The sequence below is a fragment of the Paenibacillus sp. sgz302148 genome (genome assembly GCF_056120465.1).
The window spans coordinates 142,055-155,836 of the sequence record NZ_JBVYOJ010000011.1 but is presented as its reverse complement, the minus strand read 5'-3'; the positions used below and the strand labels follow the sequence as shown (position 1 = coordinate 155,836).

General features: G+C 51.9%; 11 protein-coding genes. 3 read left to right on the top strand and 8 right to left on the bottom strand.

Going from position 1 to position 13,782, the window contains the following annotated elements:
- Positions 1–123 precede the first annotated feature (123 nt).
- Positions 124–1,692 (bottom strand): extracellular solute-binding protein, encoded by a 1,569-nt coding sequence (locus AC0LWM_RS17850; RefSeq protein WP_474676330.1) that lies wholly within the window; start codon positions 1,690–1,692, stop codon positions 124–126.
- Between the two features lie 3 nt (positions 1,693–1,695).
- The gene (locus AC0LWM_RS17845) at positions 1,696–3,981 is read right to left on the bottom strand and encodes an AraC family transcriptional regulator (RefSeq protein ID WP_474676329.1); all 2,286 of its coding nucleotides are present in this window, start codon (positions 3,979–3,981) and stop codon (positions 1,696–1,698) included.
- A 211-nt stretch (positions 3,982–4,192) separates the two neighbouring features.
- Here AC0LWM_RS17845 and AC0LWM_RS17840 point away from each other — a divergent pair, with 211 nt between their 5' ends.
- Both AC0LWM_RS17840 and AC0LWM_RS17835 read left to right on the top strand, forming a co-directional pair.
- On the top strand, positions 4,193–5,176 hold the full coding sequence (locus AC0LWM_RS17840; RefSeq protein ID WP_474676328.1) for a cation diffusion facilitator family transporter: 984 nt from the start codon (positions 4,193–4,195) through the stop codon (positions 5,174–5,176).
- A gap of 41 nt (positions 5,177–5,217) precedes the next feature.
- Positions 5,218–6,117, top strand: a complete 900-nt coding sequence (locus tag AC0LWM_RS17835) for an EamA family transporter (protein ID WP_474676327.1) — start codon at positions 5,218–5,220, stop codon at positions 6,115–6,117.
- Positions 6,118–6,137: 20 nt separating this feature from the next.
- Here AC0LWM_RS17835 and AC0LWM_RS17830 read toward each other — a convergent pair whose 3' ends face one another.
- The 4 genes from AC0LWM_RS17830 to AC0LWM_RS17815 all read right to left on the bottom strand — a co-directional run bounded on the left by AC0LWM_RS17830 (position 6,138) and on the right by AC0LWM_RS17815 (position 10,520).
- Positions 6,138–7,106: a DMT family transporter gene (locus tag AC0LWM_RS17830; RefSeq protein WP_474676326.1), complete on the bottom strand. Its 969-nt coding sequence runs from the start codon at positions 7,104–7,106 to the stop codon at positions 6,138–6,140.
- Positions 7,107–7,311: 205 nt separating this feature from the next.
- Positions 7,312–8,076, bottom strand: coding sequence for a succinate dehydrogenase iron-sulfur subunit (gene sdhB / locus AC0LWM_RS17825; protein ID WP_474676325.1), 765 nt, complete (start codon positions 8,074–8,076; stop codon positions 7,312–7,314).
- Between the two features lie 2 nt (positions 8,077–8,078).
- The gene (gene sdhA, locus AC0LWM_RS17820) at positions 8,079–9,836 is read right to left on the bottom strand and encodes a succinate dehydrogenase flavoprotein subunit (protein WP_474676324.1); all 1,758 of its coding nucleotides are present in this window, start codon (positions 9,834–9,836) and stop codon (positions 8,079–8,081) included.
- Positions 9,837–9,848: 12 nt separating this feature from the next.
- Positions 9,849–10,520: a succinate dehydrogenase cytochrome b558 subunit gene (locus AC0LWM_RS17815; RefSeq protein ID WP_474676323.1), complete on the bottom strand. Its 672-nt coding sequence runs from the start codon at positions 10,518–10,520 to the stop codon at positions 9,849–9,851.
- 281 nt (positions 10,521–10,801) lie between these two features.
- Between AC0LWM_RS17815 and AC0LWM_RS17810 the strand changes: the two genes are divergently transcribed.
- Positions 10,802–11,704 carry a LysR family transcriptional regulator gene (locus AC0LWM_RS17810; RefSeq protein ID WP_474676322.1) on the top strand — a complete coding sequence of 301 codons (903 nt, stop codon included), beginning with the start codon at positions 10,802–10,804 and terminating at the stop codon, positions 11,702–11,704.
- A gap of 115 nt (positions 11,705–11,819) precedes the next feature.
- Here AC0LWM_RS17810 and AC0LWM_RS17805 read toward each other — a convergent pair whose 3' ends face one another.
- Positions 11,820–13,064, bottom strand: coding sequence for a cation:proton antiporter (locus tag AC0LWM_RS17805; RefSeq protein WP_474676321.1), 1,245 nt, complete (start codon positions 13,062–13,064; stop codon positions 11,820–11,822).
- 54 nt (positions 13,065–13,118) lie between these two features.
- On the bottom strand, positions 13,119–13,781 hold the full coding sequence (locus AC0LWM_RS17800; protein ID WP_474676320.1) for a potassium channel family protein: 663 nt from the start codon (positions 13,779–13,781) through the stop codon (positions 13,119–13,121).
- Position 13,782 lies beyond the last annotated feature (1 nt).

The window sequence follows — 13,782 nt, the reverse complement described above, 5'->3', positions numbered from 1 at the left end:
GAAACAGAACATTCGATAGTTTTCATTTGCCCTCTCAGGTTTTGTGTCGGATTTTGTTGAAATTAATCCTTGAAACGAACAAAACCACGCGTTGGGGGCGAGGCCCGCCTTTTTACGCGTGGTTCATTTTAGGAAAGCGTCGATTTGCTTTTGCAGCTCTACCTGGATTTTTTTCAGCGCCGGTCCGGCTTCCTCTTCGAATTGCTTCATTGTAGCTTCCGGATCAAGGACGCCATTGAACAGAGCCGGGTAATACTTCGCTTCAATCGTATTGAATTGGCTGATCTCGTTTTGCACGGCGGCACCGTCGAATTCGAATCCGGTCAGGATGTCCTTCGTGAAATTGTCCGCATCGCGGAGCGCGTCCTCCAGCGCCTGAATCTTCGGATTCGAGTCCACTTCGCTGCGCTCGTCGACCGGATTCCAGATCAGCGCGTAGCTCATACTGCCCAAATCGGTATTCGGATCAAGGAATTTGAGTTTGTCGCCTCCTACCGGTTCCCATTGTTTTCCTTTAATGCCGTACGCTAGCAAGTCATAGTTATCTTTTTCATTAGCCCAGTTCAAGAACATCAAAGACCGTTCCTTGTTTTTGCTCACTTTTGGAATCGCGAGGAAATTCCACTGCTTGAAATTCGTAATATTGGCGCCCGGCGTCGGATCGAAAAACGTCACGGTTTCGAGCTCCGCCCCCGGTACGGTCGCTTGCAGCCTTTCGTTCGCGTTGTTTGCAAGTCCGAAGGCGCCAGCCGGTACGATGGCTGCTTTGCCGCTTGTGAGCACGGCCGACTGGAAGTCTTTTGTGGATAAAATATCTTTATAGACCAAGCCATCCTCGTACCATTTTCTTGTCTCCGCAAGCCAGCCCCAGATCGGATCCTTGTCCTCGAACAGGTTGTACACTTTGCCGTCGTTGTTCTTATAATGCAGCATCAAACTGCTGCCGAGGGCATGCGTCGGGGAGATGTGCGTTCGATAATCGTCCAGCGCCCGGAAGGCAACAAGCGAATAATGCTGCTGCGCAACGGAGCCGGCCGCAGTCATCGGTGCGATATCCGGTTCCTTTGCTTTCACCTCATACGCGAATTGAATCAGTTCGTCGTACGTTTGAATCGGCGGGAAACCGAGTTTTTCTCGAATATCTTTGCGGATGATGTACGAATGGCCCGACATATAATTGACGCCTAGCGGAATGGCCATAATTTTGCCTTCATATTTGTTCGCATCCCACATTTGCTGCGGGCGTTTCGCCACGATGTTCGGCCCGTATTTCGGCAGTAGGCCATCGAGCTGCTCATAATAACCGCTCGCGATCATTTGGTTGATGTGCAGCCACGGCGCGTCAAAAATAATATCGATATTTTCGCCGGAGGCGAGCGTCATTTGCGTTTTTTGCGCGAGGTCCGACCAGGGCACGAATTCGAAATTCAGCTTAACGTTGATCGTATCCTTCATCCGTCTTTCCGCTTCAGCGATCACTTCATCGAGCTCCGGCGAAGGGGATCCGGGAATCATGATTCTCAGCGTCGCTTCATCCAGCTTCTCTTGCTGTCCTGCCGCTTGGCCGCCGTTTGCCCCCGTGAAAGGAACGGTTTTTGCAAATTCCTGCTTATCGCATCCCATGAATACGGACAATACAAGCACCAGGAATACCGTGAGCGGGAATAATCGACTTACCGCCAGTTTTCTCAAATGTCAACCCTCCCGTTGCGCCGCCAATCCTGCCGTTTTCGGGTCCGAAACACCGGTTTTCATTGGGTCTCTTAAGATTGGGTCCTGGGTCGCTTCTTGTGTTGTCTCTTGCATATCTTGACGATATTGGGTCGGCGTCATGCCGGTCGCTTTTTTGAAGGCGGTAAAGAAATGGCTTTTCGTTTGAAAGCCGGATTGTTCGGAGATGTCGGCGACCGGCAGCTCCGTTTTTTCAAGCAATTCCTTCACTTTATCGATTCTGGCGTTCAAGATGAAGTTGGAAAGCGAGATTCCGCGCGTATCGGTGAACAGCTTGCGCACGTATTTGGCCGACAGCGATACGTGATCGGCGATATCCTCGACGGACAACATCGGATCGTGCACATGGTAACGCACATATTCCACGATTTCTTCCACCATCTTATCCTTGCGATTCAGCGTCCTTTGGCTGCCCAGCATGGAAATAATGCGGAGAAGCTCGCTTTTGAGCCAGTCCCGAATTTCGCCCAGCGTTGAAAATTGCTTGAAGTAGTTTTCGATGCCCTCGATGCTGTCGATCGAAGTTAATTTGCTGAAAGATTTAATGATCGCAAAAAAGATCAGCTTCAGCTGGAACTGGCATTCCGTATATTTCATCGTTTGCAGCTTCGTAAAAATCCGGTCCAACAGCTCGACGGCTTTGTCCTCTTTGCCGCCGCGGACGGATTGGATCAATTCGTCCAGCAGCTCGTCGTCAGGCAGCGGACGGCTCAGCTCCACGTAGGTTTCAAAATCTTGCTCGGTATATATTTTTTCATCACCGCGAATGAATTTGTACATCGTCAGCTCGCAGACGTCATCGTACACTTTGCGCAAATCGTCGTGTACGCGGCGTGCTTCGCTGACTGCGATCGTGACGTGCAAGCGAACGTTTTGTTCGATTTGCCGGCGAACGGCATTCAGCTCCTTGACGATATCGTCATCGGGATCCCCAGTTCCGATGAGCAGCGCAACGTGGTCGCCGCCCAAATCAACGGCTTCCACCGCGCGCCCCGGCCTTAGCAGCAGCTCTTCGGCAATGTTGCCCATGGCGTATTTCAACAGCTTGCGCGAGCCAAAATCGTACTGCTCCGAGACCGTGAAATACGAGTCGAGCTTGATGACGGCCAGCCGAATATCATCGTAGGCAAGCAGCTTCGATTCTCTGGAGATCGCTTCTTTCGCGCTTTCGTTCAGCCTGCCCTGCAGCAGCCATTGGCGCAAATACTCGGTTTTGATGAGCGGAAAATGATTGCGAAGCAGCTCCACGCCCCGTTCGATCACGACATATTCGTCGCCGGCCAGCAGCCCTAATTTTCGCTGAAGCTGGTCCGCCAAATTGCGGAACGGCTTGAAATACCGCCGTGAATTCCAGAAGGCGGCGATAAGAAGCGCCGTCAGCAGGGCAAGCGAGCAGATTACGATCGTATTCTGGAAGGAACTGGCATTCTCGCGAAATTCCTTCATTTCGGTATACGTGTAGACGGTCCAAGGCTGCGATGACATATCCGCGTAATTCACGAACCATTGAATGCCTTCGTTCGAGAGCTTAAACGAGCTGTCGCGCGCATTTTTTTTCTTATCATAAAATTGCCCGAGCACCCCTTCGCCATTGCCCCCCAACACCAGTTGGCCCGACCCGTCCGCGATCGCGACATGGCTGCCGTTATGCACGCTGTTGCCGAGTAGGTGGGTTTGCAGCTTTTCCTTATTCAACAGGACGACCAGATAGCCGTAGTACTCCTTACGGTTCGGCGTAGAGGGCACAATCAGCGCCAAATACGATTTATTGCCGATCACATGGTTGAAAAATTGCAAAAATTCCGGCCGATTTTTGCTTACTCTTTCCAATATCGCTTTGTCTCCGAATTCCGCGAATGAAAATTGCCCAATCGCATAATCGATCGCTTTTTCCTTGCGCATATTTAATAGGTAAGCGTTCTCAACGAACGGTTCCGACGATAAATTTTTCGATAACACTTGGAGTGCGTCCATATCGATAACCGGGTCCTCGTGGACGGAATAAATCCAGTTCTGAACGCTTTGGTTCTCGTACAGATTCAAACTGAACGACTTCAGTTTCGTTAGCGCGTATTCGCTTCGTTCCAGCACCATGTTCATTTTTTCGTGGTTAAACGATTCGACCTGGGAATACGCAAAATGGGAAAACCGGTTCGACAGAAAAAGCGAGAACGGAATGATCGCGATGGTAAACATAATGAAGCTAATCAAAAAAATACGAACATAAGTCGCTTTGAGCATGATCCTCATAACCGTCGCACCTCGATTTCTACGTCCTTTTGAACTATTATCATAATATTTCCCGAGAAATTTTCCTAGTTCTTTTTCGTCTCCAATAGTTCTCAATCGGAATATATACAAAAAAAAACATAAAACTCGGATTGCCATCTAGACAAATTTGGAATACAATAAATATTAATTTAAAATAATTATAAATACGTTCGTATGGAGGGAACATTCTATGTACGATTATCATCATCTGCCGCATGCCAAGCAGCAGACTAAATCGAAAAAAACGTTATGGACGACTTTGATCCTAACCGCCTTTTTCACCGTCGTTGAAATTATCGGCGGGTTATTATCCAACTCGCTGGCGCTGTTGTCCGATTCGATGCATATGATTTCCGACGTCGTTGCTCTCGGACTTAGCATGGCGGCGATTTACATGGCGACGCGCCCGTCGAACGCAAGGTTTACATTCGGTTACTTGCGGTTCGAAATTATCGCTTCATTCTTGAACGGACTCGCGCTGGCCGTTATCGCGATCGGTATTTTTGTCGAAGGCATCCGACGTTTCATTAGCCCGGAACCGATTGAGCTGCCACTTATGCTGACGATCGCTACGATCGGACTCGTCGTGAATTTGACACTAACGATCGTCCTTAGCCGAAGCATGAAAGAAGAAGAAAATCTGAACGTGCAAAGCGCGCTATGGCATTTCTTCGGCGATTTGTTAAGCTCGGTTGGCGTCATCCTGTCGGCCGTCATCATTTATTTCACGGGCCTCGCTTTCTTCGATCCGCTGATCAGCATGGTCATCGGCGGCATCATATTCACCGGCGGGTTCAAGATCATCCGCGAATCGTATTCGATTCTGATGGAATCGGTGCCCGAGAAGTTCGACCTGGACGAAATCCGCCGCGATATCGCCGGGGTCGAAGGAGTTGAAGACGTGCACGAAATGCACCTGTGGACGATATCGACGGATCATTATTCGCTCACCGCCCATGTCTTCATCAACGAAAACATTCAACCGTTCTGCATCATTCTGGCCATCAATGAGAAACTAAAGGAAAAATACGGCATCACGCACTCGACGATTCAAACGGAACATGCTAAAATTCATCCGCACGGGGAATACGGCCGGGAGTTTCTTCGCCATCGGGAGGAAGAACGGTTGCAGCTTCGGCACGCAACGCCTGAAGCCGGGTCTCCCCTGCACTGATTGAATTTGACTTTGGAACATCTAAGGAGTTATCGACATCCATGTGGTTTATCATCGCAGTGCTCAGCGCAATCTTGTTCGGTCTAGCCGGCTTGTTCATGAAGGTCAGCCAGATGCGCAAAGGATCGCACGATTATTTGTTGCTGGGCTTGTACGTTTCGGGTACGATCGGTTTTTTCATCCATGCATTGGTTGAAGGGACGCTAGTCTGGAACGACTGGCGAATCTGGCTCAGCGGATTGATCATCGGCGCCGGCTCGGCCTGGGGCAACGTCGTATTCATGAAGGCGCTCGACTACGGTCCGGCCAGCTTAACTTCGCCGCTGACGAACTTGAATATCGTGCTCGTTATTTTCATGTCGACCGCATTCTACGGCGAACCGCTTGGCGCTGCGGAAATCGGCGGCATCGCGCTGCTGCTCGTCGCCGTCGCGCTCATTTCCATCCGCGGCAAGGAACCGTTGTCCGTTACGCAAAAGCGCTGGTACGGGTATGTCGCGCTAGGCGTCATTCTTTTCTCATTCCGTAACGGCGGTTTGAAGGTTACCGGCGAGCTCGGCTTAAACAATACTCCGATTTTGTTCATCAGCTATTTATTATCTATATTATGGTTCGCTTACGTTATTTACGACAAGCGTCAAAAGACCCGCCCAGTCGGCTCGACCGGGCGGGTCCAAGCAGATGAGCCGCCCTTGAAGGACGGCTCTGCCAGAACGGGCTTGCTATGGGGATTGCTTACCGGCATATTTTCTTATGCCGGCTTGCAAATGTACGCCGTCGCGCTGGACATCGGCAAAGCAAATGTCGTAGCGCCGATTTTTTCGACGAACAGTCTCGTCATCGCCATCGGATCGATCCTTCTGTTCAAAGAACGGCTCTCCCGACTGCAGCTGATTGCCTTGTTATGTCTGTTGATCGGCCTAATTCTCGTACGATTCTAACTTTTATGACTTATGCGGGGCTATCGTTGATTGATCACGGCGGCATTGCTGCCTGCACTTGCCTTGGACTTGCCCTGCCGGTTGACAATGATAATGCCGGCAACGACAAGTGAAAGAGCCAACACAACCGTCAGATGAACGGTTTCGCCAAGGAACGTCGAGGATAGAATGACGCCGAATACAGGGATCAGGAACAAATACATCGATACGGAGCCCACTTTGTTGTACTTCATCACGTTATTCCACAGCATGAACGCCGAGGCGGACAAAATCGCCAAGTACAGCAGCATCAGCAGCGTGTATGTCGTGAACTGAAACGGCAGCAGTCCCGTTCGCACAGCGCCGGCAACAACAAGCCCAAGCCCGCCGAGCAGCATCTGCTGCGAAGTCAGAGCGAACACGTTCATCCGGGACGATTCTTGCTTCGTCAATACGTTGCCGTAAGCTCCGAAGAATGCCGAGGCGAGCAGGCAAATTTCACCGAAGCCGAAGCTCAGCTGCAGCGTCGTGCCGGACAAGCAAGCCACGACAATCCCTGCGAAGCCAAGCAGCAAGCCAATCGTCTTGCGCACCGAGAAATGATCGTTCTTGTACATGAAATGCGCCAGCAGCAATTGGAAGAAAGACGTCGTACCGGCGATGATCGAGCCTTGAACGCCCGTGCTGTAGCTTAGACCGATATAAAAAAACACATATTGCAGGAACGTTTGGAATACGGCGATTTTGGTCACTTTCGCCGTTTTTCCTTTTTCGATGCCGAAATTGCGGTATACAATAAAGATCAGCAGCTGGATAATCAAGGCCGCGGCAACGAACCGGTACCCCGCGAACAACAGCTGCTTGAATATATCTTCCTTGCCGATATGCAGCGCCGCGTAACTCAGCTTAATGGCCGGATAGGCGCTTCCCCACAGCAACGAAGCCGCCGTCGCCGACAAGATGATGCCGAGCGGATGGCGGAAAAACCGTTCCGTCTTGCTTATTTCCATCTTACTTACCCTCTTCTCCCCAGAACATCAAACATCACACATTATAAATCCATCCTATTGATGATAACGGATATTTCGCTGTTGTCAATGGAAGAGGATGGCGTACAACTATCGTAAAAAAGAAAATCTTCTAAGCGTATGCACACAAAAAGAGGCGCCGCACATTCGCGGCACCTCAACATATGATCGGGAAGCAGGACGTCGATTACATGCCCAGCCATTTCTTGAATAAATGCTTAGTCGTGTCGCGGTTGATCGCCGCGATCGAGGTTGTAAGCGGAATGCCTTTCGGGCAGGAGCGCACGCAGTTCTGCGAGTTTCCGCAGCCTTCGATGCCGCCGTCCTCCATCAAGGTTTCAAGCCGCTCGTCCATGTTCATTTCGCCGGTCGGATGCGCGTTGAACAAGCGAACCTGCGAGATCGGGGCAGGTCCGATAAAGCTCGATTGATCGTTGACGTTCGGACATGCTTCCAAGCATACGCCGCAGGTCATGCATTTGGACAGCTCGTACGCCCATTGGCGTTTCGATTCCGCCATCCGCGGACCTGGGCCAAGATCGTACGTACCGTCGATCGGAATCCACGCTTTGACGCGTTTCAGTGCGTTGAACATGCGGCCGCGGTCGATGACGAGGTCACGAACAACCGGGAAGGTAGACATCGGAGCGATGCGAATCGGCTGCTCCAGCTTGTCGACAAGGGCGGAGCATGCTTGCCGGGGCTTGCCGTTGATTACCATCGAGCAAGCGCCGCACACCTCTTCCAAACAGTTGGACTCCCAGCAAACCGGGGACGTTTTGCCGCCGCTTGCATTGACCGGATTCCGCTGGATTTCCATCAGCGCACTAATCACGTTCATATTCGGACGGTAAGGCACTTCGAATTCTTCCGTATACGACTTCGCGTTCGGATTATCCTTACGCGTGATGATAAACTTTACGGTTTTTTGTGCAACGTTCGTAGCAGCCATCGTTATTCTCCTTTCTTCTTGTTGGCCGAGTAGTCGCGTTTACGCGGCTTGATCAGCGATACGTCAACATCTTCGTACGTGATTTGCGGACCTTCCGGCGTAAACTTCGCCTTCGTCGTTTTCATGAATTGTTCGTCGTCGCGATCCGGGAATTCCGGCTTGTAGTGAGCGCCGCGGCTTTCGTTCCGCATCAGCGCTCCGACCGTCATCGCTTCGGACAGCTCCAGCATGTTCCACAGCTGGCGCGTGAACGCGACGCCTTGGTTGTTCCAGCGCGCCGTATCGGTCATGTTGATGTTGCGGTAACGCTGCTTCAATTCCTTGATCTTGTTGACCGTTTCTTGCAGCTTGTTATTATAGCGAACAACCGTCATGTTGTTCGTCATCCATTCGCCGAGCTCTTTGTGCAGCACATAAGCGTTCTCCGTGCCGTCCGATTTGAGCAAGCCTTCGTACTTGTCGGCTTGAAGCTTCTGTTCGCGCTCGAACACGCTAGAGGAAACGTCTTCCGCGGATTTCTTCAAGCCTTTAATATATTCGATCGCTTTCGGACCCGTAACCATGCCGCCGAAAATCGCCGACAACAGCGAGTTTGCGCCAAGACGGTTCGCCCCGTGGTATTGGTATTCACATTCGCCGCAAGCGAACAAGCCCGGAATGTTCGTCATTTGGTTGTAATCGACCCACATGCCGCCCATCGAGTAGTGAACCGCAGGGAAAATTTTCATCGGAATTTTCCGAGGGTCGTCGCCCATGAATTTCTCGTAAATTTCGATGATGCCGCCGAGCTTGATGTCAAGCTCCTTCGGATCTTTATGCGACAAGTCGAGGTAAACCATGTTCTCGCCGTTGATGCCGAGCTTCTGGTCGACGCACACCGAGAATATTTCGCGCGTAGCGATATCCCGCGGCACCAAGTTGCCGTACGCCGGATATTTCTCTTCCAGGAAGTACCAAGGCTTGCCGTCTTTGTACGTCCAAATCCGTCCGCCTTCGCCGCGAGCCGATTCCGACATCAAGCGCAGCTTGTCGTCGCCTGGAATCGCCGTCGGGTGAATTTGAATGAACTCGCCGTTCGCGTAGTAAACGCCTTGTTGATACAATGCGCTGGCCGCCGTACCCGTGTTGATGACCGAGTTCGTCGTTTTGCCGAAAATGATGCCGGGACCGCCCGTCGCCATAATGACCGCATCGGCCGGGAACGTCCGCGTATCCATCGAACGCAGGTCTTGCGCCGCGATGCCGCGGCAAACGCCCTCGTCGTCGATGACGGCGGACAGAAACTCCCAATGCTCGTACTTCGTGACGATGCCGGCCGCTTCATGGCGGCGCACTTGCTCGTCGAGCGCGTACAGCAGCTGTTGCCCTGTCGTCGCGCCCGCAAAAGCGGTACGGTGATATTGCGTGCCGCCGAACCGGCGGAAATCGAGCAAGCCTTCCGGCGTCCGGTTGAACATAACGCCCATCCGGTCCATCAAGTGAATAATGCCAGGGGCCGCTTCGCACATCGCTTTAACCGGCGGTTGGTTCGCCAGGAAGTCTCCCCCGTAAATCGTATCGTCAAAATGCTCCCACGGCGAATCGCCTTCGCCTTTCGTATTCACCGCGCCGTTGATGCCGCCTTGCGCGCACACGGAGTGGGAACGTTTAACCGGAACTAATGAAAACAAATCGACATGCACGCCGGCCTCCGCCGCTTTAATGGTCGCCATTAAGCCGGCCAAGCCTCCGCCTACAACGATAATTTTTGATTTAGCCATTGCCGATCCTCCTTACCCTGCCGAAACTGCCGACTGAATGGTGTCTGCTGCCGCAGCAAATTCGTCGCCGCTGAATGCGAACAGCGACAAGATGAACATGACAGAAACGATCACGAAAATCCCCATGCAAATATAGCTGGACACGCGCTGCGCACGCGGCCCTACAGTGATGCCCCAGCTTACGAAGAACGACCATAAGCCGTTGCTGAAGTGGAATACCGCGCAGATGACCGCGATCGCATACAGAACGAAATATATCGGGTTCGATAGCAATTCGTGCATGCGTGTGCCGACATCCAGCTGCTCGACGTTGCCGAGAGCGACTTGAAAACGCGTATCGTAAAAATGCCAGAACACGAAAATAAACGTAATCACGCCGGTAACCCGCTGGAGCATAAACATGACGTTGCGGCCATAACCGTAACTCGATACGTTGTTTTTCGACTGATACGCTACATACAGACCATAGACCCCATGATACAAAAGCGGCAGCCAAATGCCGAACAGCTCGAGGAAAAAGACAAGCGGCAGATCGTGCAGCCCTTTTACGCTATCTACGAAGCCTTGCTTGCCGCCTTCGACTGCCGAGTAGTTCGTAATCACGTGCTCGATGATGAAGAAACCGAGCGGAATGACCCCCAGCAAGGAATGCAGCTTCCTCGAATAATAAGAATTTCCTTTCATAAACCTGCGTTCTCCTTTCCAATGTTGCGTGTCCGTGATCAAAACCAAATAACATTGTACTCTTCGCCGGGAAGAGCGTCAACAAATTGTGCCAAAACATTCATCAAAAGATCACGTTTCGACACGCTGCCCGAAGGACGGGATTTTTCATGCAAACTTGCCTTGTGAACAATTTGTGTCACTACCATATTACTCTTTTATCGCTTATAATGGAAATGCTTCTTTCTTATTAATCGTTATGCGTTTTTCGAATAAGACCAACGGCAAGGATGTGACTTTCCATGTTGGAAGAAATGGACGTCTTCGCAACCGTCGTAGAGCAGTCCAGTTTGAATAAAGCTTCGCAAGTGCTGAATTTATCGCAGCCCGCATTGTCGCGCAAAATCGCCAAGCTGGAGCAGAACTTGGGCGTCGAGCTGTTCAAGCGCAACGGCAAACGGCTGGAGCTGACCCGGATCGGGCAGATCAGCTACGAGTTCGCGCTGAAGATGCGCCAGCAGCATCGCGAGTACTTGCAGGCGATCGCCGACGACCAAATCGCCGGCAAAAGCAGCATTACGATCGGCGCAAGCTTGACGACGCTGCAGTCGACGCTGCCCGAGATGATCTCGATGTACACGCGCAGCCATCCCGAAGCGGACATTAAGGCGGTCACCGGCAAAACGCATGAGATCGTGACGCTTGTGAAGGAGAACAAAGTCGATATCGGCCTTGTCGCTTCGCAAATCAACCAACCCGGATTAAATTGCGTCCCGCTGTTCGACGATCACCTCTGTCTCGTCATGCCCAAGCATCATTTCATTCTCGGCAAAACGTCGGATAATATCGACGTCCTGAACGGACTGCCGATGATCGTATTCTCCAAGGGCACCTGGTATCGGATATTGACTGACGAGCTGTTTCACAGCTATGCCATCATGCCCGACATCAAAATGGAAATCGACAGCTTCGAGGCGATCATTCGTCTCGTGTCGCCATGCAAAGCGGCTACGCTGCTGCCCCGCTCCTACCTGCGTCCCAACCTGCTTGAGGACAACGAACTCGTCGTCATGAGCATCCGGGAGCTGGAGCAGACGAAACGGACAACGTCACTCGTCTTCGGCGACGAAACGATGCTCAGCTTGGCGACGCGCCACTTGATCGAAGAGGCGAAGGCCTATTTCAAGCGTCCTGCCGTGACATGACGATTATTTGCCCGTATTTCTTACAATCCCCACAATCATCCATCGGTATACAAGATTGAACCAAAAAAGAGCTTATCGACAAACGATCGATAGGCTCTTTCTCTTCCTTCTTAAGTTAATGCTTCTGGGATTCCGACTTCTCCTCCAAGCCGAGCTTTCTCGCCATCCACGCCGTCGTGCTCGCTTGAACCAATATCGTGAGCATGATGGCCATAAACGTCACCGAAGCGACGATATCGGCGTGTGCAACACCCAGACCGGCTACTAAACCCGACAGGGCTGCAGGAATGACGCCGGTTTCGCGAACCCAGATCATGAACAGCAGCTCGTTTCGCGTCCATTCGGCACGCAGATCCGGAAGCGCCGACGCGTACACGGTCAGCGGCCGTGCGATAAACATCAGAACAAGCACAACCGCAATGCTCGGCCACAAATATTGGTACAATATCGCAAAATTGACCTGACTGCCCAGCAATATAAAAATAAGCATCCGCATGATGACCGTGACGTTTTCGGAGAAATGGTCCATTTCATGCCGCTTGTCCGTCATATGCAAACCGAACAAATGCGAGTTGCCCCATATAAGTCCTGCCGCGAACGTCGCCATAAACCCGCTCACATGCAGCGTATCCCCGATCAAATAAGAAGCAAGAGCCGTCATGATCATGGCAATGGTCGTATATTCGCGCAGCAAGCCCAGCTTGAAGTGCGCCACGAGAAATGCAGCCGCAAAGGAGACGAAGCAGCCGACGGCGATGCCGCCGAACGCCATCTTCAAAAATTCCAATATGCTGTCGGCAAGCGAAAACGTTCCTGTTCCCATGATGATGCCGAGTACGGCGAAGGTCATAATCGAACCCGTCGCGTCGTTGAACGCCGATTCGCTTTCGACCGTTTCCCGGACTTTCTCGCGAATTTTGACCTGCTTAAAAACCGGAATAATCGAAGCCGGATCGGTGGAAGCGATAATCGAACCGATCAGCAAAGCGTACATCCAGTCGATGCCGAACAACAGCTTCGTCGCGACGCCCACAACGGCAACCGTTATAATGACCCCGGTCACACTTAAGAGCGTGAGCGAAACCCACACCTTCTTGAGACCGCTCAGCCGGATATTTCTCCCGCCGTCGAACAAGATGAGCGCGGATCCCGCCGTCAGAATCAACTGGTTCGTTAGCGAAGCGCTCGTTTCGTTAATGAGATGAAAGCCTTGCCCGACGATCATGCCGGCCACGATGAACAAGACGACGTCAGGGATTTTGAGCCACTGCGCAAGACGTCCCGACACCATGCCCAAGGCAAATATAAAGATGAGCAAATACAAAATATGATGAATGACTGCTGTAGCCGTTGTTTCCAAAAAACGCTCACCTCAATGGAAGCTTACCACTTTTCGTCAAGTTCAATACACACTTTATCGGATGACGGTATGCTCGAATTCTTCGATTTGTTCGTTCGTGCCGATGAGCACCATGACGTCTTTTTCGTTCAGCACGTCGCCTGCCGTCGGGGCAATGATAACGCCGGACTTCTTGTTGATGGCCACGATGCTGCAGCCGAAGCGCGCCCGCATATTGAGATCCTGGAGCGATTTGCCGGAAAGGCATTTCGGAACCGACAGCTCGGCGATCGTATAATCGTTCGACAGCTCGATATAATCCAGCAAGTTCGGCGAAACAAGCTGGTGAGCGACGCGAATGCCCATATCCCGCTCCGGATAAATGACCCGGTCGACGCCGACCTTCTCCAGCACCCGGCCATGCAGCTCCGACAGCGCTTTGGCGACGACGGTTTTGACGCCCAAATCCTTCAGCAAAATCGCCGCCATGATGCTGGCCTGGATATCGTCTCCGATCGCGACGACGCCGCAGTCGAAATTGCGGACGCCAAGCGACCTTAGCACCTCTTCGTCCGTTGCGTCCGCGACGACGGCATGCGTCAGAACATGACTCATCTCGTCCACCGTTTCTTCGTCCCGGTCGATGCCAAGCACCTCATGCCCCAAATTGATCAGCTCGCGACCGATGCTGGAGCCGAACCGCCCTAAACCGATAATTGCAAATTGACTTGCCTCCATT

What these genes read in the sequence shown, in the direction of transcription:
- AC0LWM_RS17840 (WP_474676328.1), top strand. Translation starts at nt 4,193, where the DNA reads ATGTACGATTATCATCATCTGCCGCATGCCAAGCAGCAGACTAAATCG.
- AC0LWM_RS17810 (WP_474676322.1), top strand. Translation starts at nt 10,802, where the DNA reads ATGTTGGAAGAAATGGACGTCTTCGCAACCGTCGTAGAGCAGTCCAGT.
- AC0LWM_RS17830 (WP_474676326.1), bottom strand. Translation starts at nt 7,106, where the DNA reads ATGGAAATAAGCAAGACGGAACGGTTTTTCCGCCATCCGCTCGGCATC.
- AC0LWM_RS17800 (WP_474676320.1), bottom strand. Translation starts at nt 13,781, where the DNA reads ATGGAGGCAAGTCAATTTGCAATTATCGGTTTAGGGCGGTTCGGCTCC.
- AC0LWM_RS17815 (WP_474676323.1), bottom strand. Translation starts at nt 10,520, where the DNA reads ATGAAAGGAAATTCTTATTATTCGAGGAAGCTGCATTCCTTGCTGGGG.
- sdhB (WP_474676325.1), bottom strand. Translation starts at nt 8,076, where the DNA reads ATGGCTGCTACGAACGTTGCACAAAAAACCGTAAAGTTTATCATCACG.
- sdhA (WP_474676324.1), bottom strand. Translation starts at nt 9,836, where the DNA reads ATGGCTAAATCAAAAATTATCGTTGTAGGCGGAGGCTTGGCCGGCTTA.
- AC0LWM_RS17845 (WP_474676329.1), bottom strand. Translation starts at nt 3,981, where the DNA reads ATGAGGATCATGCTCAAAGCGACTTATGTTCGTATTTTTTTGATTAGC.
- AC0LWM_RS17835 (WP_474676327.1), top strand. Translation starts at nt 5,218, where the DNA reads ATGTGGTTTATCATCGCAGTGCTCAGCGCAATCTTGTTCGGTCTAGCC.